This is a genomic window from Kineosporia rhizophila (assembly GCF_021277265.1).
Classification (GTDB): domain Bacteria; phylum Actinomycetota; class Actinomycetes; order Actinomycetales; family Kineosporiaceae; genus Kineosporia; species Kineosporia rhizophila.
This window is the reverse complement of sequence record NZ_JAJSOH010000009.1, coordinates 35,575-60,370: the sequence shown is the minus strand read 5'-3', so window position 1 is coordinate 60,370 and position 24,796 is coordinate 35,575. Positions and strand designations below refer to the sequence as shown.

Here is a 24,796-nt window from a genome sequence, read left to right as displayed (position 1 = left end):
TGCTTGGATAGCCGATCCGGACAACTGTGGATCTAGCGTGAGGTAGGCATGGCGGCGAACTCCCGGGCCTGGCTGGCCGCAGCGATCGTGCTGCTCTGTATCGCCCTGCCGGAACTCGTTCTGCGCGGCATCGTCGACGGCAAGCCCATGGGGCTCGCCGTCGGCGTGGTGTTCCTGGCCGCTTCGGCCCTGTGCTTCTGGCAGGCCCGCTACGAGAAGCGCCAGGCCGAACTCAGGAAGCCGGACGCAACTGAAGAACCGCCAGAGCCCGACCAGCCACAGTGAGCGGCTTGCCGGCCTCGACCACCGGACCGGGCTCGACCGTGACCATGGGCACCGACATCGCCGAACCCTGCACCGGAACCGCCGGAGCGTGGATCGGCTGACGGCCGGGCTCGGTGCTCAGCACGAGTTCCCAGTTGGCGCCGAAGTTCTCCGGCGGGACGACGAAGTCGATCGGCTGGTCATGAGCGTTGTAGCAGACCAGGAACGAGTCGTCGACGACACGCTCGCCGCGGGCGCTCAGGTCGTCGATGCCCTGCCCGTTCAGGTAGACCAGCACCGCCCGGCCGAAGCCGGAACCCCAGTCCTGGTCGGTCATCTCAGAACCGTCGGGCCGGAACCAGGCGATGTCCGGCTGGGTCTCCGAGCCCTGGGCCCGCACCGGTAGGCCGTTGAAGAAGCGCCGGCGGCGGAAGACTGGGTGGTGGCGGCGCAGCGTCGCTGCAGCCCGGGTGAACTCCAGCAGGTCCTGGTCCACGTCGGACCAGGACACCCAGGACAGCTCGTTGTCCTGGCAGTAGACATTGTTGTTGCCGTTCTGCGTGCGACCCAGCTCGTCACCATGGGCGATCATCGGGACACCCTGCGAGAGCAGCATGGTCGCGATGAAGTTGCGCTGCTGCCGGGCCCGGATCTCCAGCACCGACGCATCGTCGGTCGGGCCCTCGACCCCGCTGTTCCACGACCGGTTGTGGCTCTCGCCGTCGTTGTTGTCCTCGCCGTTGGCCTCGTTGTGCTTCTCGTTGTACGAGACCAGGTCGCGCAACGTGAAGCCGTCGTGCGCGGTGACGAAGTTGATCGAGGCCACCGGGCGCCGGGCGGAGTGCTCGTAGAGGTCGGCCGAACCGGTGATGCGTGAGGCGAACTCACCCAGGGTGGCCGGCTCGCCGCGCCAGAAGTCCCGCACGGTGTCGCGGTACTTGCCGTTCCACTCAGTCCACTGAGGCGGGAAGTTACCGACCTGGTATCCGCCAGGACCGACGTCCCAAGGCTCGGCAATCAGTTTCACCTGGCTGACCGTCGGGTCCTGCTGCACCAGTTCGAAGAAGCTGGAAAGCCGATCCACGTCGTAGAACTCGCGAGCCAGGGTGGAGGCCAGGTCGAAGCGGAAGCCGTCGACGTGCATCTCGGTGACCCAGTAGCGCAGCGAGTCCATGATCAGCTGGAGCGAGTGCGGGTGCCGGACGTTCAGGGTGTTGCCGGTGCCGGTGTAGTCCATGTAGTAGCGCGGGTCGTCGTCCATGACGCGGTAGTAGGCCCGGTTGTCGATCCCCCGCATGGAGAGCGTGGGGCCCAGGTGGTTGCCCTCGGCGGTGTGGTTGTAGACCACGTCGAGGATGACCTCGATGCCCGCCTCGTGCAGCGCCCGCACCATGGCCTTGAACTCCTGCACCTGCCCGCCGGGCGTGGTGGTCGAGGAGTACTTGGTGTCCGGGGCGAAGAAGCCGATCGTGTTGTAGCCCCAGTAGTTCGACAGGCCCTTGTCGATCAGCGTGGAGTCGTTGGCGAAGTGATGCACCGGCATCAGCTCGATCGCCGTCACCCCGAGCGCGGTCAGGTGCTCGATGATCGCCGGGTGGGCGATGCCGGAGTAGGTGCCGCGCATCGCCTCGGGCACGTCCGGGTGGGTCTGGGTCAGGCCCTTGACGTGCGCCTCGTAGATCACCGTGTCCGCGTACTCGTGGCGCGGGGGCCGGTCGACGCCCCAGTCGAAGTACGGGTTGATCACCACGGACTTCGGCATGTGGACGGCCGAGTCCTGGTCGTTGCGCGCGTCCGGGTCGCCGAAGGGGTAGCCGAACATCGACTCGTCCCAGTCGAACTTGCCGTCGATCGCCTTCGCGTAGGGGTCGAGCAGCAGCTTGTTCGGGTTGCAGCGATGCCCCTGCGCCGGGTCCCACGGGCCGTACACGCGGTAGCCGTAGCGCTGACCGGGCTGGATCCCCGGGAGGAAGACGTGCCAGATGAACGCGTCGACCTCGGGCAGTTCGACCCTGGTCTCGTTGCCGGCCTCGTCGAAGAGACACAGCTCGACCTTCTCGGCGACCTCGCTGAAGATCGCGAAATTGGTTCCGTATCCGTCGAAACTGGCCCCGAGCGGGTAGGCCTTACCAGGCCACACGCCGAGGGCGGACGGCGAGGAGGCTGGATCCGTCACACTGACTCCCTGAAATGCCAAGGCGGGTCTCAGCCGAAGTGCTGAGCCAAGATCATGACCCGGAAAGGGCGTCTTTGCACCTTGAAGAGTCAACTTGACGGCGATGTCCGAGGTGCTCGTCGTGCCTGCGTAGGGGAGCATGGGCAGGTGCTGCTGGACGTCCGCACGATCTACGCCGAACCGGCCGCGCTCGAGCTCGAGCGGGGCCGGCAGATCGTGGCGAGGTGGCCCGAGGCCGAGGTGATCGAGGTGGCCTCGGCGAACCGGATCGACGCGGTGCACAACGCCGAGGAGAACGTGCAGCGCTGGGTGCGGACGAAGACCGAGGTGCTGGCGCTGGGGGTGCGCAAGACGCTTACTGCGCGGGTGAACGGGCGCTCGGCCGACTGGATCGCCGCCTCCGCCTCGAACGGTTGCGCGATGGCCTGCGCGTACTGCTATGTGCCGCGGCACAAGGGGTATGCCAATCCGATCACCGTCTACGCCAACATCGAGCAGATGATCGGCTACCTGCGCCGGCACGTGGCCCGGCAGGGGCCGAAGACCGAGCCGAACCAGTGCGACCCCGAGGCCTGGGTGTACGACCTGGGGGAGAACAGCGACGCCTCGGTCGATGCGATGGTCAGCGACAACGTGGCCGACCTGGTCGCGGCCTTCCGCGACCTGCCCACGGCGAAGGCGTCGTTCGCCACCAAACTGGTGAACCGCGATCTGCTCACCTACGAACCACAGGGGCGCACCCGCGTCCGGTTTTCCGTTATGCCCGAGAAGACAGCGAAACTGCTGGACATAAGGACGTCCTCGGTTACCGAGCGGATCGCGGCAGTGGACGATTTTCTCGCCGCGGGTTACGAGGTGCACCTGAACCTGTCGCCGGTGGTGGTGCACGAGGAGTGGCTGGAAGACTGGGCCGAACTCCTCGACCACCTGAACGACGTGCTCTCCCCGGCGGCCAAGGCGCAGGCGGCCGCCGAGGTCATCTTCCTGACCCACAACCAGGGCCTGCACGAGGTGAACCTGGGCTGGCACCCGCAGGCCGAGAACCTGTTGTGGCGTCCCGACATCCAGGAGTTCAAGGTCTCGCAGAACGGGATGCGCAACGTGCGCTACCGCGCGGCCTGGAAGGCGGTCTGGAAGCAGCGCCTGCTCGACCTGATCGCTGAGCGCGCACCCTGGCTGACCGTGCGCTACGCGTTCTGACCGGGTTCTAGAGCGTGCGCACGATCTTCAACGTGTAGGTCCCCTGGCCCTTCACCCGTTCCACCTGCCAGCGGTACTTGCCGGAAGTTCCGGTGTAGCTGACGTTCTCGCTGGATCCGGCCTTCTTCCCGGCGGCCACCTTCACCCAGCTCCGGCCGTTCCATTTCTGCAGAGTGAGGTCGAAGTTCGTGGCCCGCGGTCCGGTCAGGGTGCCGCGCTGCGGGCCGGTGGCCTTGCTGGTGTAGCTCGCGGCGGTGAGGCTCTTGGTCTTTGCGTTGACCCGGCCCCTGCTCGTGGTGGCTTTCTGAGCGGGCTTCGGCGCCACGGTGGTTGTGGTGGGGGAGGGCTGCGTGGGGACGCGCGTGGTGGGCACCGCTGTCGGCGTGGCCGTCGGGCTCGTGGTCGGGGTTTCGGTCGGTGCGCTGGTGGTCGGGGTGGCCGTCGGCGTTGCGGTGGTCGGCGCGGGGGTAGGTGTGGTGGTTGTGGGGGTAGGCGTGGGAGTGGGGATACTGGCAGATCCGCTGTACAGCAACAAGTTCGGGGTGTTGGCGGGGACATCTTCCAGGGCGTCAGCGGTCGCGCTGTCCTCCAGAGCGGCGGCGACAGCGCTGGGGGAGGCGCCGGGGTTGGCCTGGAGGTAGAGGGCCGCCGCGCCGGCCACGTGCGGGCTGGCCATTGAGGTGCCGCTCATCGTGGCCGTGCTGTTGTCGGCGTTCTTGTAGTCGGAGACGATCGCAGTACCCGGGGCGTAGAGATCCACGCAGGAGCCGAAGTTGCTGAAGCTGGCGTTCTCGTCGGACTGCGTAGACGCCGCCACGGTGAGCGCCGCGGGCACGCGGGCGGGGGAGACGTTGCAGGCATTGACCGTTTCATTGCCGGCCGCCACGGCATAGGTGATGCCGGAGGCGATGGAGGCAGCAACGGCATTGTCGAGCGGGGCATTGGCCTCGCCGCCCAGGCTCATGTTCGCCACGGCCGGGCTCACCGCGTTCGCCGTGACCCAGTTCACCGCAGCCAGCACACCGGACGAGGTTCCCTCACCGTTACAGCCGAGCACCCGCACCGCCACGATGTCCGCGCCCGGCGCCACTCCGTATCTGCTGCCGGCCACCGTGCCGGCGACGTGCGTGCCGTGGCCGTGGCAGTCGTCCGTACCTTGCCCGTCATTGATGGCCGTGTAGCCCGAGGTGACGCGGCCGCCGAAGTCCTCATGGGTCGCCCGTACGCCGGTGTCGATGACGTACGCGGTGACGCCGCTCCCGTCGCCGGTGGTGCTGAGCTTGCTGTTCAGGCCGGAGCGCTGGTCGATCCGGTCGAGCCCCCAAGAGGGCACGGTACGGCTGCCGCCGATGCTGACCACCGTGTCGGCCGCGATGTACGCGACGGCCGGGTCGGTGCGCACCTTGTTCAGTTCGGTGCCACTCATCGTGGCGGCGTACCCGTTGATCGCCTCGCCATACTCCTGCGTGACCTCCGCGCCGCGATCTTCCGCGCGTTCGACGGCGGCCTCCAGGGCGGCGTTGTCCTCACCCGTGGCCGGGGCCTTGAGCACCACGATGTACTGACCGGGGATCGCATCCTCAGCCTGAGTACCTACGACCTGGGCGCTGTAGACAGCGTCGGCCTCGCTCCGCTCCGCGCTGCCGGGCAGAGCAGTGAGCACGGCTCCCATGCCAACGGCAGCGATGATGAGCTTCGTGGGCAGATCAAGCTTGAGGTGGCGCTCGCCCACGATGGAACCTCGCTCTGGTAGACGATCCGTCACCATGACCCTACGGAGAGCTTTAGCCGTCAATCAGCGCCCGATCGGGTTTGTCTTGGCCGGTCGGTGCCCCTGATCTACCTATGTGCGACTGATCGGGATGGTCGTATCCACTGGACTACGTTTGGTGACATGGCCATGCTGGGCGCGATCCCCTCCCTGCCCGTCCGGGACATCGCCGCGGCGGTGGGGTTCTACACCGTCCGTCTTCCCTTCCACTGCCGCCATCAGCAGGCCGGCCTGGCGATCCTGGTCCGCGACGAGGTAGAGCTGCACCTGTGGGCGGCGAACCGGCCGGACGTTCCGGGCGGTGAACCGCATCTCGCGGGCAGTGCCTCGTGCGGTATCCGGGTGGACGAGGCTCTTGCTCTTTACGAGCGCTGCTCCCAGGCGGGGATCGTGCATCCGAACGGGCCGCTGCAGCGCACGGCCTGGGGCACCGAGGAGTTCACGGTGCTGGACCTCGACGGCAACGCGCTTCGGTTCTTCCGGATCCTGCCGACCTCGGGTTAGACGCAGGTCAGGTCGGCACTGCGGGGATCGTCGTGCACCCGGCGCCCGCTGTAGATGTCTCCATGGCGAGCCCGCGCCCGCCACGGACGGGCCTTGGTCAGCGCGGTGTCGAACAGAGGATCGTCCGGGTCGATGTCGGCGAACGCCACCGGATGCTCGTCACTGGCGTTGGTGAGCTGGCTGCCGTCCGGCCCGAACACGCACGAGCCGAGGTCGAGGCTGAGCCGGGCCGACACCGACAGAGCCAGCCAGTAGTTGTTGATCGCAGCGTGCGCCTGCGCCTTCACCTTGAAGATCGAGTCGACCGGGTAGGCGGACAGCAGCACGCAGTCGACGCCCAGGGCCTCGTACTCGGCGAACAGCGCCGGAAAGTTGACCTCGATGCAGGTGAGCAGGCCGAAGCGGAAGCCGTCGACGGTGAAGGTGGCCGGCCGGAAGCCGGGGGAGAACCAGTCGGTGATCTCGGTGTGCGAGCAGAACCGCTTGTCGTAGCGCTCGGCGATCCGGCCCTGGTCGTCGATTACGTAAAGGCTGTTGTGCGGCCGGTTCGGCGCGGTCAGCCGGTGGGCCGAGCCCAGCACCACCCAGATCCCGAGCTCCCGGGCGAGCAGGCGGATCAGGTCGAGCTCGTGCTCCAGCTGCACCCAGTCGACCTGCGCCCAGTCGCGCACCTGCTCCTTGGGGTACCCGGACAGCATGCCCTCGGGAAACTGCACCAGGCGCGCGTCGTTCCGGGCGGCCAGGCGCATCGCCGAGCGCACCGCCTCCCCGTTGCGGGTGACGTCGCGGCTGATCCCGCTCTGCGTCACAGCAATGCGAAGCCTGCTCATCGCGAACCCCCGTAGATCGACATCTGAGCGCCGTCCACGCTTGTGCCTGGTTCGCGCGTTCACCAGACCCGATGCCGTACGGGTGCGCTACTCGTCACCGCTAGTGCGCAGCGCCGGGCCGGAAGATCACCCCAGCCAGCCCGACCCCGAACAGCACACCCCCAATGATCAGCGCGACCGGCGCCTCACCGGGGGACACGTGCTCGAGCCCAAGCACGAGCAGACCGACGAGCACGAAGAACCACGGTGAGACAAAGCTCTTTCTAGCGTTCACAGATCCTCCGAGCACGACACCGACTCCACCCCAGGATCCTTCCAAAGTCACGCACCTCCAGCCAGACCCGACGCCCCCCCCTGTTGGCCCCGCCCCTGGCCCTGCCCCTAGCCCTAGCTCTGGCCCTAGCTCTGGCCCTTGCTCTGGCCCTTGCTCTGGCCCTTGCTCTGGCCGGCCGCCGCCTGACCGAGGTCAGCAACGGCTGCGCCTAACTGATCGCTGTTGTGCTGACTCGGACGATCACGAAAGAAAAGACCATCAGGGCATTCTCGATCGTCCCGGGTTTCGGCGCACTGCTCGCCCTACTCCGCCTGAAGGTCGCTCCAACTCGGAAGCGCGATCGTCTGTCCGACGGCTGAGGACTACGTCGGTCGGCCTCGGTGGTCTGAGGTGGAGCTTCCCAAGGTGCGCATGGGGAGCGGCTGCACCAACGAGGACGCTTCTGCCATGAGGACGCTTCTGCAACGAGGACCCTTCTGCAGGAGCCTCACCCCGCGGCGCGGTGAGGGCCACTGCACGTCGCAAGAGCTACGGCGCTGTGGGCAGCTGATACTCGTCCCACCCGCAAACCACGAAGCCCCAGCCAGACTGAGTCTGAGCTGGGGCTTTTCGGTGGGCCTAAGTGGACTTGAACCACTGACCTCTTCCTTATCAGGGAAGCGCTCTAACCGACTGAGCTATAGGCCCGAACCGCGTGCACCGCCTGTGGCGACGACCGCTCGTAGAGATTACCGCACTGGGCCCGGTCCTCCCAAACCGGGCCCGCGCGTGAGTCTCTGCGAATCCGATCGCCGAGGCTGCTTCGCCCCCGTTTGCGCCGAGGGCAGCGAAGAGGCCCCCGCCCCCAGTGGGGACGAGGGCCTCTTCGGAGGGCTGTCAGTCGTCGGACAGAGTGACGCGCACGCCGCCGACCAGGCCGGAGCTGAGGTTGTAGAGCAGCACGCCCACGGTGGACAGCGCGGTCAGGATGAGCGCGTTGACGGCACCGAGCACGATGCTGATCGACAGGACCTTGCCGAAGCCGATGTACTGGTAGATGTCGAAGCTGCTGTCGGCCTGCTCGAGGCCGAGCGAGTTCAGCATCTCGTTGAGCGAGTCGAACACGCCCATCGCGCTGAGCACGAGCCAGAGCACACACACGGCGATCACCAGGGCGATCGCCGAGGCGACGGAGAGCAGGAACGAGAGCTTGAGGGCCGACCAGACGTCGATGCTGGCCAGCGTGAGGCGGGCCACCCGGGGGGTGTCGAGGTCGGTGCCGCCGCGCTCGTCGGTGGCGGTCTGGTAGGAACCGCCGCCACCTCCGCCGTTCTCGGGCCGGCCGTTCGGGCTGATCGAGTCTGACCAGGAGTCGGAGCCAGCGGGACGCGGCTGCGTGGCCGGGCGGGGCTGCGCAGAGGGCCGCGGGCTGTTGCCGGTGGGCCGGGCCGCGGAGGGCGCCGGGCTGGCGGGAGCAGCGGCGGGCTGGGGACGCAGGCCGGCCGGGGCGGCAGCTGCAGCCTTGGCCGGGGCACTGCTCTTACCGTTGCTCGCGCCGGCGCTGCCCTGAGCAGGGCGGCTGGGCACGTTGGAGCGGGCGTTGCTGCCGCCGTTGGCCACGGCCCGCGCGGCGGCGGACTCGGCCGGGCTACCGCCAGGCTTGTTGCCGGTGGCGGCCGGGCGGGTGACGTCGCCGCTGGGCGGGCGGTTGTTGCCTGCCGCGGGAGCCGGAGCACCAGGGGTGCGCTTCACGGCGGGGGCGGAAGCACCGCTGGGAGCGGACGCTGCGGGCCGGGCCGGAGGCGTGGTGCCCGGCTGGTTGGCGCGAGCGGGCTGGGGGGCCGCCTGCGGAGCCGCCGAGGCAGGGCGGGCGGGGCTGGCGGGGCTGGCGCCACCGTTGGCCGGCCGGGTGGCGGAGTTGGACGAGCCGGACGGGGCGCTCGCGTTGCCGGCCGGACGCGCGGGGCCGCTGTTACCAGCAGGGCGTCCCTTCGCCGGACCTCCGGAGGACGAGGGCTTGTTACCCCCGCCGGAGACGCTTGGCGATGCATCGGTCGTCATCGGAGACGCTCCCCCACCCGGTTTCGGTGCTGACGTGCTCGCCGGTCGGTTCTCCTTCTCCGGACTCACGTCTCACCTCCACGTTCAGCAGCCGGCGGTAACCGCCGTCAGAATTCGGTCAGATTCATGATCGGCTGCTAGCTCACTAGCCGAACGTGGGCACGAACAACACCCGTTTCAGCCGATCCTATCGCTCCGCGATCGGTATCCCGACCCTAGAGCATGTCACCGCGGCCGTCTCGCGAGTCTGGTGTTAGTCACGTGACGGCCGGGGAGGGCAACCGATCCGGCGGCTCAGACGTCGCTCTCGTCGTCGCCGTCAGTGTCGGTTCCGGTCGATTCGGTCGGTACTGCCTCTTCGCCCGCGGTCACACTGTCAGATCCAGCTGAGAGTTCGCCGGGGGTGGCGTCTTCCGCGCCCTCCTCCTCGTCCTCCAGCTCGGCCGACTCGGTGTTCTTGGCGACCGCGATGATCCGGTCGTTTTTGTCCGGCTTGGCGAACACCACACCCATGGTGTCCCGGCCCTTGGCCGGCACCCCGGCCACGGACGAGCGCACGACCTTGCCGCGCTCCATCACGATCAGGGCCTCGTCGGTCTCGCTGACGATCATCGCGCCGACCAGGTCGCCGCGCTCCTCGGTCAGCTTGGCCACCTTGATGCCCAGGCCACCCCGGCCCTGCACCCGGTACTGGTCCACCGGAGTGCGCTTGGCGTAACCATTTTCGGTGACGATGAAGACGTACTCGTCGGCGCCGTCCTTCACCACGTCCATCGAGAGCAGCTCGTCGCCCTCGCGGAACTTCATGCCGGTGACCCCGGAGGTGGCCCGCCCCATCGGGCGCAGCGCCGTGTCGTCGGCGGTGAACCGGACCGACATGCCCTTCTTCGACACCAGCAGCAGGTCGTCGCTCTGCCCGACCAGGCGGGTGGAGACCAGCTCGTCACCCTCGCGCAGGTTGACCGCGATCACGCCGCCGGCCCGGTTGGAGTCGTACTCGGCGAGCCGGGTCTTCTTCACCAGACCGTCACGGGTGGCCACGATCAGGAAGTCGGCGTCCTCGTAGGTGCGCAGGTACATGACCTGGGCGATCTGCTCGCCGGGCTGGAACGCCAGCAGGTTGGCCACGTGCTGGCCCTTGGCGTCCCGGGAGCCCTCAGGCAACTCGTACGCCTTGGCCCGGTACACCCGTCCCAAGTTGGTGAAGAACAACAGCCAGTTGTGCGTCGAGGTGACGAAGAAGTGCTCCACCACGTCGTCGCCGCGCAGCGTCGTGCCCTTGGAGCCCTTACCGCCGCGCCGCTGCGCCCGGTACTGGTCGGAGCGGGTGCGCTTGGCGTAACCACCACGGGTGATGGTGACGACGACCTCTTCCTCGGGGATGAGGTCTTCCACGTTCATGTCGCCCTCGAAGGGCAGGATCTGGGTGCGCCGCTCGTCGCCGTACTTGTCGACGATCTCCTGCAGCTCCTCGGAGATGATCTGCCGCTGCCGCTCCGGCGAGGCCAGGATCGCCTCGAGCTCGGCGATCTGCGCCTCGAGCTTGGCTAGTTCTTCCAGGATCTTCTGGCGTTCCAGGGCGGCCAGCCGGCGCAGCTGCATGGCCAGGATCGCGTCGGCCTGCACCTCGTCGATGTCGAGCAGCGCAATCAGCCCGCCGCGCGCGTCCTCGACCGTGGCGCTGGCCCGGATCAGGGCGATGACCTCGTCGAGCGCGTCGAGCGCCTTGACCAGACCGCGGTAGATGTGGGCCTGGCGCTCGGCCTCGGCCAGCAGGTAACGCGTGCGCCGGACGATGACCTCGATCTGGTGGTCGAGCCAGTGCCGGACGAACTTGTCCAGGCTCAGCGTGCGCGGCACACCGTCGACCAGGGCCAGCATGTTCGCGCCGAAGTTGTCCTGCAGCTGGGTGTGCTTGTACAGGTTGTTCAGCACGACCTTGGCCACCGCGTCGCGCTTGAGCACGATCACGATGCGCAGACCGGTCTTGCCCGAGGTGTCGTCGCGCATGTCGGCGATGCCCTGGATCCGGCCGGAGTCGACCAGCTCCGCGATCTTCACCTTCAGGTTGTCCCAGTTGACCATGTAGGGCAGCTCGGTGACGACCAGGCAGGTGCGGTTCTGGATCTCCTCGACCGTGACCACCGCGCGCATGGTGATCGAGCCGCGGCCGGTGCGGTACGCGTCCTCGATCCCGCGGGTACCCATGATCAGGCCGTGGGTCGGGAAGTCGGGGCCCTTGACCCGCAGCAGCAGCTGGCCGAGCAGCTCCTCGTCGGAGGCCTCGGGGTTGGCCAGCAGCCACTGCACCCCGTCGGCCACCTCGCGCAGGTTGTGCGGCGGGATGTTGGTGGCCATCCCGACCGCGATCCCGGCGGAGCCGTTGACCAGCAGGTTCGGGAAGCGCGCGGGCAGGATGTCGGGTTCCTGCGTCTTGCCGTCGTAGTTCGGGGAGAAGTCGACGGTGTCCTTGTCGATGTCCCGGACCATCTCCATGGCCAGCGGGGCCATCCGGCACTCGGTGTACCGCATGGCCGCGGCCGGGTCGTTACCCGGGGAACCGAAGTTGCCCTGCCCGTCGACCAGCGGGTAGCGCAGCGCCCAGGGCTGGGCCAGGCGCACCAGGGTGTCGTAGATCGCCGAGTCACCGTGCGGGTGGTACTGCCCCATCACGTCGCCGACCACGCGGGCGCACTTGTTGTAGCCGCGCTCGGGGCGGAAACCACCGTCGTACATCGCGTAGAGCACGCGCCGGTGAACGGGTTTCAGGCCGTCCCGGACGTCCGGCAGGGCACGGCCGACGATCACGCTCATCGCGTAGTCGAGGTACGACCGCTGCATCTCCAGCTGCAGGTCGATCGGCTCGACCCGGCCGGGCTGGGGCAACGGCGGGAGGGTGGGCGGCTGCTCGGTCACATCGATCCTTCGTGTTCAGCAAGCTTTTTCGATTGAGGACGCCGTGGGGGTACCACCCGGAGCCGGAGGCGCTGGGGGAGGGCACACAGGGTGCCCACCGGCGGCTTCGAGATCAGATGTCCAGGAAACGAACGTCTTTCGCGTTGCGCTGGATGAACGAGCGCCGCGACTCCACGTCCTCGCCCATCAGGATCGCGAACATCTCGTCGGCCGCCGCCGCGTCCTCCATCGTGACCTGCAGGAGAACGCGCTGGTTGACGTCCATCGTGGTCTCGGAGAGCTCGTTGGCGTTCATCTCGCCCAGACCCTTGTACCGCTGCACGCCATCGTCTTTCGGCAGCTTCTTGCCGGCCTCGCGGCCGGCCGCCACGACGGCGTCGCGCTCCCGGTCGGAGTAGACGTACTCCGGCTCCGAGCCCTTGCCCGACCACTTGATCTTGTACAGCGGCGGCTGGGCCAGGTAGACGTGGCCGTGCTCGACCAACGGCCGCATGAAGCGGAACAGCAGGGTCAGCAGCAGGGTGCGGATGTGCTGGCCGTCGACGTCGGCGTCGGCCATCAGGATGATCTTGTGATAGCGCAGCTTCGACAGGTCGAAGTCGTCGCTCACCCCGGTGCCGAACGCGCTGATCAGCGCCTGCACCTCCTGGTTGGCCAGAACCTTGTCGATCCGCGCCTTCTCGACGTTCAGGATCTTGCCGCGGATCGGCAGGATGGCCTGGGTGCGCGGGTCGCGGCCGCTCTTGGCCGAACCGCCGGCCGAGTCACCCTCGACGATGAAGATCTCGCACTCTTCGGGGTGGGTCGACTGGCAGTCGGACAGCTTGCCGGGCAGGCCACCGCCGCCGAGCAGGCCCTTGCGACGGGTGGCCTCGCGAGCCTTGCGCGCCGCCATCCGGGCCGCGGCGGCCTGGATGGACTTGCGGATCACGTCACGCGCGTCGTTCGGGTGCGAGTCCAGCCAGTCGGTGAGCTCCTGGCGCACCACCCGCTGCACGAAGGTCTTCGCCTCGGTGTTGCCCAGCTTGGTCTTGGTCTGGCCCTCGAACTGCGGCTCGGTCAGCTTCACCGAGATGACGGCGGTGAGCCCCTCCCGGATGTCCTCACCGGCCAGGTTCGGGTCCTTCTCCTTGATCAGGCCCTTGGCCCGGGCGTACTCGTTGATCAGGTTGGTCATCGCGGCGCGGAAACCCTCTTCGTGGGTACCGCCCTCGTGCGTGTTGATCGCGTTGGCGTAGGTGTGGACGCTCTCCGAGTAGGCCGTGGTCCACTGCATGGCCAGCTCGAGCGCCAGCCCCTTGTCCTTGTCCTCCGCCTCGAGGTAGATGACCTCGGGGTTGATGTTCTCGTTCTTCTTCGACGAGTTCAGGTGCTTGACGTAGTCGATCAGGCCGTCGTCGTACTTGTAGGTGGCGCTGAACTGCTTGCCGTCCTCGTCCGCGTGCTCCGGCCGCTCGTCGGTCAGCTTCAGCTGCAGGCCCTTGTTCAGGAAGGCCATCTGCTGGAACCGGGTGCGCAGCGTCTCGTAGTCGAAGTCGAGCGTCTCGAAGATCTCACCGCTCGGCCAGAACGTGACGATGGTGCCGGTGTCCTCGTCGGGGATGTCTTCCCCCTGGGCGAGCGGGGCCTGGGGCACACCGATCTCGTAGGACTGCCGCCAGATCGAGCCCTGACGGTGGACCTCGACCTGGAGGTTGCGGGAGAGGGCGTTGACCACGGAGACACCCACGCCGTGCAGACCGCCGGAGACCGAGTAGCCGCCACCGCCGAACTTGCCGCCGGCGTGCAGCACAGTGAGCACCACCTCGACGGCCGGCTTGCCCTCGGAGGCGACGATGTCGACCGGGATGCCCCGGCCGTTGTCGATCACCCGGACACCGCCGTCGGCCAGGATGGTCACGTCGATCTCGGTGCAGTAGCCCGCCATCGCCTCGTCGACCGCGTTGTCGACCACCTCGTAGACCAGGTGGTGCAGACCCCGCTCGCCGGTGGAGCCGATGTACATGCCGGGGCGTTTGCGAACCGCCTCCAGGCCCTCCAGCACGGTGATGGCACTGGCGTCGTACGTGACCCCGTCGGCCTCGACGACGGCCGGCTCGACGGCGGAGGACTCAGGGGCGCTCGGTATCGTCTGCTCGGCCACGAGTGGGGGGACTCCTGAAGCTTCAAGGGCCGGTGACTCACGCCAGCGCGGCCGACGGTACGGGCCCGAGGGTGACCCGCTGAGTGCGGTAACCCTGGCGCCGCCGAACTCCCCCATCATATCTGGTCTTCGCCCGGATTCGCTCATCAGCGGGTCCAAACGCAGGGCCTATCTGCTTCCCTAAGGGCTGCGAGCCCATCTCTGGCGCCACAGCCCACCCCTTCATGACTCCCGATACGTCTGCGGGAGCGCAATGAAGTCTGAGCGGCCCTCAGGGACCCCGCGTCAAGCCCACCTCAAGCAGCGGAGGGGAGACCCATTTGTACCGTCCGTAACGCTTTGACTCACCCGTACGTGTCGCCGGGCCCCTTGGAGCCGGGAGCCACCCGGGGGCCGTGCTTCCACGAGGGGGCCGACGGGCCGCGCACCACGATCCGGGTGACCGTGCCCTCACCCACCTCGCGCGCCAGCAGCCCGAGCAGGTTGGGGGTGAGCAGCCGGACCTGGGTGGCCCAGGCCGAGGAGTCCGCGCCCACGGTGAGCACCCCGTCGACGAAACTGATCGGCTGGCAGTGCCCGGCCACGTCCGCCCCGACGATCTGGTTCCACCGCCCGAGCACGCCGCCGATCGCGACCGTCTCGGTCCAGCCCCGCTCCGCGATCAGCCGGGCCATCACCGAGTCCAGCCCCTGTGGATCACGGGCGTCGGGGTGTGCACCGGAACGTGTGTTGGCGCCTTCGCGGCGCTGCCGGGCGAGCGCGGCGGCCCCCAGGCGGCCAGGAATCCCAGGTTTATCCCCACGGGCTGCGGCGGCCGCCCGCGCTCTCCCCAGGGCAGCACGCACCGCGTCCGCACCGTTGTCCACATCCCCCTGTGGATCATTTTTAGCTCCCTGAGCTGCGAATACGCCGGAGGAGCCAGGGGCCGGGAGGGGGACACCACGACTGGAGTCCACACCTGAACGGGACTCTGTATCCACATGCTTTTCCACAGGGGGAGCGGCGCGTCGGGGGTAGTTGTCCCCAGCCTCCCCGGCGTTTCCCACAGGGTGTGAGGAAGTTGTGGATAAAGGCTGTTCTTTGTTCGAGACCGAGTTGTTGCTTACCCCCCGGCCATCCCTAGTAGACACGCGACACTGCCCCCTTCACCACGTCCACCCGACCCCCGCTGAGCGCCTTAGGTACGTCTTCCGCCACGGCCGCCGTCACCAGAACCTGCTCCGCGCCGGCCACCATCTCGGCCAGGCGCTCGCGGCGCCCCGCATCGAGCTCGGCGAAAACGTCGTCCAGGATCAGCACTGGTTCGGCCGACTCGTCCCCGTCACCACGCAGCAGGTCGTACGACGCCAACCGCAGCGCCAGAGCGAACGACCAGGACTCGCCATGACTGGCATACCCCTTGGCCGGAAGCCCCCCGAGGCTCAGCAGCAGATCATCGCGATGCGGCCCGACCAGACTCACGCCGCGCTCGAGCTCGCTGGAGCGTTGTTCCTCCATTGCCGCGAGCAAGCGCTCGCGCAGCGTTTCCCGGCCAGGGACATCCATCTGCACTGGGGTGTCTGAGACCGGGCCGCCAATGTCTTCGCCCAGCGTGCTGCGGTAGGTCAAGGTCGCGTTGCCCTGGCCCCGGCTCACTGCCTCGTAAGCTCCCGCGACCAGGGGAGTCAGGGCTCTGACCAGGTACAACCGGCCGTACAGGAGCTCGGCCCCAACCCCTGCGAGGTGGGTGTTCCACACATCGAGCGTGCTCAGATCCGGCTTACGGCCAGCGCGTCGCGCCTTGCCTGCCGTCTTGAGCAGTGCGTTCCGCTGGCGTAGCACCTTGTCGTAATCCGACCGTACCCCGGCGAAACGTGGCGCCCGGAGCACGAGCAGGTCGTCCATGAACCGGCGCCGGCCGTCGGGCTCCCCCTTGACGATGGCCAGGTCTTCCGGTGCGAAGAGCACCGTGCGCAGCATCCCCAGAGCGTCGCGCGGGCGAGTCACCGGCGACCGGTTGATCCGAGCGCGGTTGCTGCCCTTGGCCGCTATCTCCAGCTCGACCATCGCCTTGCGGTCGTCACGCTGGATCGCGGTGCGGACCACGGCCCGCGCCGCACCCGCCCTGATCAGGGGGAAGTCGGTGCTGACCCGGTGGCTGGAGTGCGATGCCACGTACCCGATCGCCTCGACCAGGTTGGTCTTCCCCTGCCCGTTCGGCCCGACCAGCGCGGTCACTCCCGGCTCCAGCGGGAGCTCGGCGCTCTCGTAGGAACGGAAATCGGCCAACGAGAGATGGGTGACGTGCATCGGGGCGGATCGGTCTCCGGTCCGGGTCGGGTGATGACAGCTGTACGAGAGGTGACCGACACTCACGTCCGCTTACGGACGTTCGTGCTCACCGACGTCCTCAGGTGGGCGTTTGTTTCTCGCTCACCATCGTCGTGGTCACCCGGCCGGGAGTCCAGCGGGCCCGGCACAGCGGAACCGCCGGGCGCCCAGATCGGGTGCCCGGCGGTTCGGTGTCGCGTGCTTACTCCTGGGTGGAACCGGCGCCCGAGCTCGGGCCCGCGTCCGCCGCAGCCTTGGCGGTGACCGCGTGGCCACCGAACTGGTTGCGCAGCGCGGCGACGGCCTTCATCGCCGGGGAGTCGTCCTGCCGGCTGGTGAACCGGGCGTACAGAGCAGCCGTCATCACCGGCGCCGGAACGGCGTTGGCGATGCACTCCTCGATCGTCCAGCGGCCCTCGCCGGAGTCGTTCACGTAACCGGTGATCTGCGAGAAGCCCGGGTCCTCCTCGAGGCCCTTGACCAGCAGGTCGAGCAGCCAGGAGCGCACCACGGTGCCGCGCGTCCAGGCCTTGAAGCTGCCGGTCACGTCCTTGACGATGTCCTTGGCGGCGAGCAGCTCGTAGCCCTCGGCGTAGGCCTGCATCAGGCCGTACTCGATGCCGTTGTGAACCATCTTCGCGTAGTGGCCGGCACCGATCTCACCGACGTGCACGAAGCCCTCTTCGCGCGGGCCCTCGGGGCGCAGCGCGTCGAAGATCGGCATGGCGCGCTCGACGTTCTTGGCGTCGCCACCGACCATCAGGCCGTAGCCGTTCTTCAGGCCCCAGACACCACCGGAGACGCCGCAGTCGACGTACTCGATGCCCTTCTCGGCCAGCTCCTTGGCGTGGACGGCGTCGTCGCTGAAGCGCGAGTTGCCGCCCTCGATGACCAGGTCGCCGGGGGAGAGCAGGTTGCCCAGCTCGGTCACGGCGTTCCGGGTGATCTCGCCGGAGGGCACCATGACCCAGACGATGCGCGGGGCGGGCAGGGCCTCGACGAGCTCCTGTACCGAGGCGACGTCGCTGACGGCAGGGTCCCGGTCGTAACCGGTCACCTTGATGCCGGCCTCGGACAGGCGCTTGTACATGTTGCCGCCCATGCGGCCGAGGCCGATCATTCCGATGTGCACGGGGTGTTTCCCTTCGGGCTCAGCCCGCGATTCGCACCGGCATCAGGAGGTACCGATAGCTGCTGTCGTCCGACCCTTCCGGATCGGTTTGCGGCGACAGCACCGCGGGCTTGGTGGGCTGTGTGAATGAGAGGCGGACCAGGGGCGAGTTCAGCGCCCCGAGGCCGTCGAGCAGGAACTGCGGGTTGAAGGCAATAGAGAGTTCGTCACCGACGAGCGTCGACTCAACTGCCTCCGATGCTTGAGCATCTTCTCCTTGCCCGGCTTCCAGCGTGAGGAGGCCCTCCGTGAAGGTGAGTCGGACCGGTGTGTTCCGTTCCGCCACCAACGCGACACGTTTCACCGCGTCTGTCAGAGCCTGCGTTCCCACCAGCGCATATGTCGCCACCGAGTCGGGGAACAACGCGCGAACCTTCGGGTAGTCGCCTTCCACCAGGAGCGAGGTGGTGCGGCGGCCGCCGGCCTCGAAACCGATCATCTCGGTCGCTCCGCCGGTGGTGAGTGCGAGGGTGACGTCGGCGCTGGTGCCGAGGGCCTTCGCGACATCGTTCAGGGTCCGGGCCCGGACCAGGGCGACGCTGCTCTGACTCGGGTCGCCAGGATGCCAGGGCAGGGTGCGCATCGCGAGCCGGTACCGGTCCGTGGCCAGCAGCGTGATCTGGTCACCCTCGATCTCGCACCGGATCCCGGTGAGGATCGGGAGCGTCTCGTCCCGGCTGGCTGCGATGCTGACCTGCCCCACCGCCTGGGTGAAGATGTCACCCGCGACCGTACCGGACGCATCCGGCATCACCGGCAGGGTGGGGTACTCCTCCACCGGCATGGTGAGCAGGGTGAACCGGCCGGAGCCGCAGACCACGGAGACCTTGGAGCCGTCGGTGGTGACGTCGACCGGCTTGGCCGGCAGCGAGCGGCAGATGTCGGCGAGCAGCTTGCCGGAGACCAGGGCCGTGCCCGCGTCCATCACGTCGGCGGCGACCTCGACCCGGGCCGAGACCTCGTAGTCGAAGCTGGAGAGCCGCAGCACGCCCACCTCGTCCGCCTCGAGCAGGAGACCTGCGAGGACCGGGACGGGAGGACGGCTGGGCAGGGCCCGTGCCGCCCAGGCCACTGCGTCCGCCAGCGCGTCGCGCTCAACCCGGAATTTCACGGGTAACCCCTCCACAACTGGCTGATGTCTGGTCGGACGACACACGTCGCCGAGCCCGGCCGGACGCCGGGCTGGGAGGTGTGAAGTTCTTGCCCGCCGACATTACGCGAGTTGGTGAGGCGGGGGGAACTCGATCGGCGGGTCGTGGGATGCCGGTAGCGGCCAGTGGCGGTTGCGGTGGTGGTGGGCATCGCGCCAGAGCCTGAGGACGAGCGTGGGCACCGAGGCGCTGAAGCCGGGTTGGGCGGTTGCGGGCGGCGTGGGTGGGTCTTCGGGCGGGTATCGGGGCTCGGTGGCCCGGAGGGGGTGCTCAGGTGCTTGTGGACGTCGGTGTCGGCTTGGTCGGGGAGCGGACTTGGGCTGAATGTCGGCGGACTGGGCGGGCGGAACCGGAAGAGGGCTCGGGCGACTTGGGTGGCTGCAGTTCGGGTTCCTGCTGGCTCGGGGCGGGGGCGAGCGCGCTGACGCTGGTTCTGGGCCGGCGTCAGATGGGTGCCGACTGTATGCGCGGAGCTAGGTCGGTTCAGCCCGCCGGACGCTCACTCATTTCCCGAAGCGCTCTTGGCACGGCTGTTCTCGGCCGGAGCGTTCTCAACTGCGCAGCCAGCGTGATCTGTCAGCTCAGGGCCCCACCTCTCGGGTCTGTCAGCTACCAAGCAGGGACGCATGTCGACGCTGACCAGCTAGCGGGGCTGCACGTTCATGACCTCACCAAGCGAGCCCACCAGGCAAGGACGACCACCTGGTCGCCTGACACTCCCCCGTGGGGCTCAGTCCTGAGCAGCACCTCGATCAGGTCGTGCCCCTCGCCAGGCGTCGGCTTCCAAGGCAGGCAGCTCCCGCCTCGCACCTCCGCCTCGCACCTCCGCCTCGCACCTCCGCCTCGCACCTCCGCCTCGCACCTCCCGCTGTCCTGTCGTCTGCCTCTCCGCTTCCCTGCCTCCCGGCCTTCCCTGCCTCCCGGCCTTCCCTGCCTCCCGGCCTTCCCTGCCTCCCGGCCTTCCCTGCCTCCCGGCCTTCCCTGCCTCCCGGCCTTCCCTGCCTCCCGGCCTTCCCTGCCTTCCCGGCCCCCCGCCAGCCTCAGCTCCGAGGTTCGCGCTGCGTGCCGGTTGCGGGGCTCGGCTGCTGGATCCCGAACCGGGACTCGCCTGGGCGTCCACCTCAGGTCTGGCTGTCTGACGACCGATGAGGTCTTGCCAAGGCCAACGTTCGAGCAGACACTTGTCGTTCGAACATCTGTTCGACTCCTTGTTTATCCCCAGCCCACAGATTCTCGAAGTCCCGCTCGATCGCCCAAGCCAAATGTTCGCGGATTCACAACCTTCCTCAAGATAACTGTTTGGTGTTTGTAGTAGCGGTTGTGGAAACTGTTGATAACCCTCGTTTTTGCAGGTCACAGCCCTAAGGGCCTGTAGATAGATGGTGGATGAAATCGGGGTGTCCGTGGAAAGAAGGTGGACAAACTGGGGGAGACCCACAGGGTTGTCCCCAGTTTTCCACCGATGACCCACAGTTATCCACACTTCATCCCCAGGAATCAGGCCTTTATCCACGCCTTTATCCACGGGCCAAAATCGCGAGTTATCCACTGGCCGGCCGCCGGTTGTCCACGGGCTGTAGATAACTGCCACCGTCCCCTAGAACCAGCCTCAAGTTTGGCCGTTTTGGCCGGTGAGAGGCTTACCCACAAAAGCGCAGCCCTGTGGGTAACTCCTGTGGACAGTCGGGATCCACACCAGTTCATCCACAGACTTCTCCCCACCTGTGCGCGAAACGCCTAGTTTTTCCACGGCTGTGCACAACGCTCCGAGCCCTGTGGATAAGTGGCAACTCGAGGCCAGCAAAGGGCTTTCGCCGACAGCGCCCCGTGTCAGGCCCTCTCAGGGTCTGTTTTCCACAGTTTTTGTCCCCAGTCTGTACACAGTGTGGACAGACCTTCCAGGTCCCGGCCCCCCAGAACACCGCTGCGAGGCCACAACTTTGGCCTCTGAACTGGGCGGACAGTCTCCAACCGGAACTGTGGAGAGCTGTTTTTGCCCGACCCTCATTTTGCCCCGGCTGTGGACAACCCGTGGATAACTCTGTGGGAAGACATATTGGCGTGGCAAATTCCCGCCAAAAACCAGCTCAGGCCGAGTCGAGGGCCCGGCGACTACTCAGAAGCGAATGAAGCTGTCTTTTGTGAGCGCCGCGCAAAAATGACCGCTCGCCGTGAGGTTTTTGCCCTAGGGAAGGTATGTGGATGGCCACCGGGCACAGTTTTTGTCTACGGCGCTGAGGTCGCGCGCCTTACGCGAGGGCATGGATGGCTGCGCCGGCAGAGCCGTGGACTGCGGGCCGGATAGCAGGTGCGGGGATTGCGTGCCCGAGCGGTGAAGGAGGTCGGTGCCGACGGGGCGACAAGGTGTGACCGACCTCGATCAGCAAGGTAGATACCGACTTGGCCTAAATGGTTGTCGACCTTGTGGTGCGGGCTCGACCTTCGGGGTGGGGAGGTGGTTCCGGACCTTCGGGGTGGGGAGGTGGCTACCGACCTTCGGGGTGGGGAGGTGGCTACCCACCTTGGGGTGGGGAAGTGGCCACCGACCTTGGGGTGGGGAGGTGGCTACCGACCTTGGGGCGGGCAGATGGCTACCGATCTGGAGTCGGCAAGGTGGTTGTGGGCCGTCTTGTTTGGGCAGGGCCGGTCTCGGTGGGGTGTGTGCGGCAGGGGCAATCGCTGGCCGGGGGACTTCTTTGGTCGCGGTGTTGGCGGGGGGCGGTCGCCAGCCACGGTCTAGACAGGGCTGATGGTCGACCTGGGCGCTGGCGGGGTCGACCGCAGGGCTGACCGCCGGTCGGCGTGTTGGCGACTCAATCGTCGTCGGCGTGACTCCCGTTGGTGTTGGCGGGGCGCGACCTCGCACGGCCCAACGCCGTTTCGTGGTGCCCACTCCCAGGATGGCCGCGGTGATGGTGTGGGTGGTCGTGTGGTGGTGAAGATCGGCGCATGAAAGCGTGCGGGGTGGTTCGGCCAAGGTGTTTGGACGGGGTGATCGCCGGCCGGGTGTTGGCACAAGGCGCTTTCGCTCAGGTGTTGGCGGCGGGCGAGCGAGGGGGCGATCACCGGCCAGAGCGTTGGGCAGGACTGGTGGCTAGCCCGGGTTTGACGAAGGCGGCTTTGGCCAGGTGTTGGCAGGGACGGTCGCCGGCCGAGGTTTTGGACACGGTCGATCGTGGACTGGCTGCTGGCGGGGCCGCTCTTGATGAGGTGATGGCAGGGGTGAATGCCGAGGGGGGTTTGGCGGGACAGGTTGCTGACGGCGGGGATCGGTGGGCGTAGCTGTAGGTCCAAGGGGCTCTAGTGCGATGGATAGCCATTGGCGCCGGCTCGTTGTCGGCCAGGTCGAGGCTCAGGGAGAAGGCGGGATAGCGGTGGCGCGCTGCAGGGTGAGCCAGGGCAGGTCGGCCGGTGCTCGGTCCCGTTGCCGAGCAGTCAGCCGTTGGCATACCGCGAGCTCGGACAGGCCGGCTGCTGCGCGGAGGAACGTACACAGCACGGGCGGAACGCGAACGGGGTTGTGGACCCACCCAGCCGCCCACTGTCGTCCACGGTTCGCTGGGGCCCGCCACGAGCGTCCTCAAATTGAGGATTACTGGCTGCTGCTCAGGTCAGGGCATGCGCGAGGTCTGCTTGATCCGGTTCGTGAGCTCGGTGACCTGGTTGTAGGTGGAGCGGCGTTCGGCCATCTGCGTGCGGATCTTGCGGTCGGCGTGGATGACCGTGGTGTGGTCGCGGCCACCGAACAGCTGGCCGATCTTCGGCAGGGAGAGGTCGGTCAGTTCGCGGCACAGGTACATGGCGATCTGGCGGGCGTTGCTCAGGGTGCGTGAGCGGGACGGGCCGCACAGGTCGTCGAGGGAGACGCTGAAGTAGGCCGCGGTCTGGGCCATGATCGTCGCCGAGGTGATCTCCGGGGTGTCGTCCGCGGGGATCAGGTCCTTGAGAACGATCTCGGCCAGGGAGAGGTCGACCGGCTGCCGGTTGAGGCTGGCGAACGCGGTCACCCGGATCAGGGCACCCTCGAGCTCGCGGATGTTGGTGGAGATCCGCGAGGCGATGTACTCCATCACCGCGTCGTTGACCTCGAGACGCTCGCCGATCGCCTTCTTGCGCAGGATGGCGATCCGGGTCTCCAGGTCGGGCGGCTGGACGTCGGTGATCAGGCCCCACTCGAAGCGGGAGCGCATCCGTTCCTCGAACCCGGCCAGCTGCTTGGGCGGCAAGTCGGAGGTGATCACCACCTGCTTGTTCGCGTTGTGCAGGGTGTTGAAGGTGTGGAAGAACTCCTCCTGGGTCTGCACCTTGTTCTGCAGGAACTGGATGTCGTCGATCAGCAGCACGTCGACGTCGCGGTAGCGGCGCTGGAAGGTGCTGGCCTTGTCGTCGCGGATGCTGTTGATGAACTCGTTGGTGAACTCCTCGGAGTTCACGTAGCGCACGCGGACCCCGGGGTAGAGGTTCATCGCGTAGTGCCCGATCGCGTGCATCAGGTGGGTCTTGCCCAGACCCGACTGGCCGTAGACGAACAGCGGGTTGTAGGCCTTGGCCGGAGCCTCGGCGACGGCGACCGCGGCGGCGTGGGCGAACCGGTTGCTGGCCCCGATGACGAACGTCTCGAACGTGTACTTCGCGTTCAGCCGGGCCGGCTCGACCGTGGGCTTGGTGGCGCGGTGGCGAGCCGGACGGTCTTCGGGGTGCGGCACGGGCTCGGAGTTGCCCGCGGGCAGACCGGTGGCCAGGCCGGCCGGGGAGTTGTTCTCCAGCGGCTTGGCCCGGTCGAGATTGCGAATGTCGATGATCGAGTCCGAGCTCTCGCCCCGGCCGGTGCGGAACCCGCTGTCAGGCTGTGGATTGCGCTCACGGCCGGTCGGGGATGCGGGGTTCTCGAAGCCGAACCTTCCCTCGCCGCCGCGGCGGTCGGGGTTGAACGAGTCCTGGCCGAACGAATCGCCCTGATAACCGAACAGGTCCTCCTGCAGCGGTTCCCCCGGCTGCGGCTCACGCTGGTCCGGCTGGTCGCCCGAGGGAAGCTCGCGGCTCTCTGTCGGCCGAGAGTTGCTCGCGTTGTCGGAACCCAGCTCACCCTCGGAACCGAACCGCTGGCGCTGCGGACGCTCGTACCCCTGGTCGGCCGGCTCACCGCCGGAGTTGCCCAGGTCGTAACGCGTGCCTTCGTGACGTCCGGGGTCCAGACGCGAGCCGTCGTAGCGGGTGCCGGAGTAACGGTCGGTCTCGAACCGGTCGTTGCCGGACTCGAAGTCGAAGCGGTCTGCTTCCGGACGTTCTTCCTGGACGCGATCTGCTTCCTGGCCGCCTTGAACAAGATGACCTAGGTCGTTCTCGTTGCGGGGGGCATCGGGCTGCTCGTCGTACCGGTTGTTCTGACGGAGCTCGCGCCGGCTCTCGTAGCGGGGGCGCTCGTTCTCGTAACGGTCACCGCGCTCGCCGCGCTCGGCCCGGTCGGAGTCGAGACGGCTGACGGGGTAGCTGCCGAACGTGCCGGGGTAGTCCTGCCGGTAGTCGGGCTGGACCGGCTGGTACTCGGCCGGGTACTCGTCCTGGTAGCGGTCGAAGTGGTTGCGCTCGGCCCGGTCGGTGCCGTCGGGACGCAGGTCACGCATGTCCGGAACGGCGCGGGGGGACTGCGGGTTGTTCCACGACCCGGGGCCCTCGACCGGCGCCTCGGCCCGGAAGTCGGCGCGAGGCGTACCGAAGCCGCTGTCGCCGGAACGGGACATCGGCCCGCGGACCTCGTAGGTGGCGTTCTCCTCGGAGTCGAACATCCGGATCCCGCCGGCGGGGGTACGCACGTGCACCGGCTCACCGCCGGCCAGCGACGAGTCGACCGTGACGGCCAGGCGGATCGGGATCCCGAGATGTTCCGAGAGCAGGCCGGTGATGGTGTCGCGGACCCGCTGCTCCAGGATCTCCTTGGTCAGGTCGTTGGGGACCGCGAGGATGGCGGTGCCGTCGAGCAGACCGACGGGCCGGGCGAGTCGCACGAAGGCGCGCTGCTGCGGAGTCACGCCCACTGAGTCGAGCG

Annotated in this window: 16 protein-coding genes and 1 tRNA gene; 4 read left to right on the top strand and 13 right to left on the bottom strand. The window is 67.7% G+C overall.

The features are described 5' to 3' along the window. Positions 1 to 48: 48 nt before the first annotated feature. Entirely contained in the window at positions 49 to 285 is a 237-nt protein-coding gene (locus LWF15_RS15310) for a hypothetical protein (protein WP_232811481.1), read from the top strand. On the opposite strand, the gene glgX is transcribed toward LWF15_RS15310, so the two are convergent. Next, the gene (glgX, locus tag LWF15_RS15305) at positions 233 to 2,440 is read right to left on the bottom strand and encodes a glycogen debranching protein GlgX (RefSeq protein WP_232811480.1); all 2,208 of its coding nucleotides are present in this window, start codon (positions 2,438 to 2,440) and stop codon (positions 233 to 235) included. The genes LWF15_RS15310 and glgX overlap by 53 nt on opposite strands. 147 nt (positions 2,441 to 2,587) lie before the next feature. Between glgX and LWF15_RS15300 the strand changes: the two genes are divergently transcribed. Further along, complete coding sequence (locus tag LWF15_RS15300; protein ID WP_232811479.1) at positions 2,588 to 3,640, top strand: spore photoproduct lyase family protein; 1,053 nt, start codon at positions 2,588 to 2,590, stop codon at positions 3,638 to 3,640. A gap of 7 nt (positions 3,641 to 3,647) precedes the next feature. Here LWF15_RS15300 and LWF15_RS15295 read toward each other — a convergent pair whose 3' ends face one another. Further along, positions 3,648 to 5,372, bottom strand: a complete 1,725-nt coding sequence (locus tag LWF15_RS15295; protein ID WP_232811478.1) for a S8 family peptidase — start codon at positions 5,370 to 5,372, stop codon at positions 3,648 to 3,650. 162 nt (positions 5,373 to 5,534) lie between these two features. Between LWF15_RS15295 and LWF15_RS15290 the strand changes: the two genes are divergently transcribed. Beyond that, positions 5,535 to 5,915 carry a VOC family protein gene (locus LWF15_RS15290; RefSeq protein WP_232811477.1) on the top strand — a complete coding sequence of 127 codons (381 nt, stop codon included), beginning with the start codon at positions 5,535 to 5,537 and terminating at the stop codon, positions 5,913 to 5,915. Here the strand turns inward: LWF15_RS15290 and LWF15_RS15285 are convergent. Both LWF15_RS15285 and LWF15_RS15280 read right to left on the bottom strand, forming a co-directional pair. Beyond that, the gene (locus LWF15_RS15285; RefSeq protein ID WP_232811476.1) at positions 5,912 to 6,745 is read right to left on the bottom strand and encodes a carbon-nitrogen hydrolase family protein; all 834 of its coding nucleotides are present in this window, start codon (positions 6,743 to 6,745) and stop codon (positions 5,912 to 5,914) included. The two genes, LWF15_RS15290 and LWF15_RS15285, sit on opposite strands and share 4 nt — an antisense overlap. Positions 6,746 to 6,845: 100 nt before the next feature. Next, positions 6,846 to 7,019 (bottom strand): hypothetical protein, encoded by a 174-nt coding sequence (locus LWF15_RS15280; protein WP_232811475.1) that lies wholly within the window; start codon positions 7,017 to 7,019, stop codon positions 6,846 to 6,848. A gap of 83 nt (positions 7,020 to 7,102) precedes the next feature. Here LWF15_RS15280 and LWF15_RS36420 point away from each other — a divergent pair, with 83 nt between their 5' ends. Continuing rightward, positions 7,103 to 7,231: a hypothetical protein gene (locus LWF15_RS36420; protein ID WP_269810228.1), complete on the top strand. Its 129-nt coding sequence runs from the start codon at positions 7,103 to 7,105 to the stop codon at positions 7,229 to 7,231. 401 nt (positions 7,232 to 7,632) lie between these two features. Here the strand turns inward: LWF15_RS36420 and LWF15_RS15275 are convergent. From LWF15_RS15275 to dnaA, 9 genes are all read right to left on the bottom strand, one after another. Further along, positions 7,633 to 7,706: transfer RNA gene (locus LWF15_RS15275), tRNA-Ile, on the bottom strand. A 189-nt stretch (positions 7,707 to 7,895) separates the two neighbouring features. Then, a complete protein-coding gene (locus tag LWF15_RS15270) occupies positions 7,896 to 9,059 on the bottom strand; it encodes a DUF3566 domain-containing protein (protein WP_232811474.1) in 1,164 nt (387 codons plus the stop codon). Positions 9,060 to 9,353: 294 nt separating this feature from the next. Next, positions 9,354 to 11,975 carry a DNA gyrase subunit A gene (gyrA, locus tag LWF15_RS15265; RefSeq protein WP_232811473.1) on the bottom strand — a complete coding sequence of 874 codons (2,622 nt, stop codon included), beginning with the start codon at positions 11,973 to 11,975 and terminating at the stop codon, positions 9,354 to 9,356. A gap of 112 nt (positions 11,976 to 12,087) precedes the next feature. Then, positions 12,088 to 14,103: a DNA topoisomerase (ATP-hydrolyzing) subunit B gene (gene gyrB, locus LWF15_RS15260; RefSeq protein ID WP_232811647.1), complete on the bottom strand. Its 2,016-nt coding sequence runs from the start codon at positions 14,101 to 14,103 to the stop codon at positions 12,088 to 12,090. Between the two features lie 359 nt (positions 14,104 to 14,462). After that, positions 14,463 to 14,984 carry a DUF721 domain-containing protein gene (locus LWF15_RS37545; RefSeq protein WP_232811472.1) on the bottom strand — a complete coding sequence of 174 codons (522 nt, stop codon included), beginning with the start codon at positions 14,982 to 14,984 and terminating at the stop codon, positions 14,463 to 14,465. 253 nt (positions 14,985 to 15,237) lie between these two features. Continuing rightward, positions 15,238 to 16,407 (bottom strand): DNA replication/repair protein RecF, encoded by a 1,170-nt coding sequence (recF, locus tag LWF15_RS15250; protein WP_232811471.1) that lies wholly within the window; start codon positions 16,405 to 16,407, stop codon positions 15,238 to 15,240. A gap of 223 nt (positions 16,408 to 16,630) precedes the next feature. After that, on the bottom strand, positions 16,631 to 17,560 hold the full coding sequence (gene gnd / locus LWF15_RS15245) for a phosphogluconate dehydrogenase (NAD(+)-dependent, decarboxylating) (protein ID WP_232811470.1): 930 nt from the start codon (positions 17,558 to 17,560) through the stop codon (positions 16,631 to 16,633). 19 nt (positions 17,561 to 17,579) lie between these two features. Continuing rightward, complete coding sequence (gene dnaN / locus LWF15_RS15240; protein ID WP_232811469.1) at positions 17,580 to 18,710, bottom strand: DNA polymerase III subunit beta; 1,131 nt, start codon at positions 18,708 to 18,710, stop codon at positions 17,580 to 17,582. A 3,651-nt stretch (positions 18,711 to 22,361) separates the two neighbouring features. Then, on the bottom strand, positions 22,362 to 23,945 hold the full coding sequence (dnaA, locus tag LWF15_RS38165) for a chromosomal replication initiator protein DnaA (RefSeq protein ID WP_408623354.1): 1,584 nt from the start codon (positions 23,943 to 23,945) through the stop codon (positions 22,362 to 22,364). Positions 23,946 to 24,796: the final 851 nt, after the last annotated feature.

What these genes read in the sequence shown, in the direction of transcription:
- LWF15_RS15310 (WP_232811481.1), top strand. Translation starts at nt 49, where the DNA reads ATGGCGGCGAACTCCCGGGCCTGGCTGGCCGCAGCGATCGTGCTGCTC.
- LWF15_RS15290 (WP_232811477.1), top strand. Translation starts at nt 5,535, where the DNA reads ATGGCCATGCTGGGCGCGATCCCCTCCCTGCCCGTCCGGGACATCGCC.
- LWF15_RS15285 (WP_232811476.1), bottom strand. Translation starts at nt 6,745, where the DNA reads ATGAGCAGGCTTCGCATTGCTGTGACGCAGAGCGGGATCAGCCGCGAC.
- LWF15_RS15270 (WP_232811474.1), bottom strand. Translation starts at nt 9,059, where the DNA reads ATGACGACCGATGCATCGCCAAGCGTCTCCGGCGGGGGTAACAAGCCC.
- recF (WP_232811471.1), bottom strand. Translation starts at nt 16,407, where the DNA reads ATGCACGTCACCCATCTCTCGTTGGCCGATTTCCGTTCCTACGAGAGC.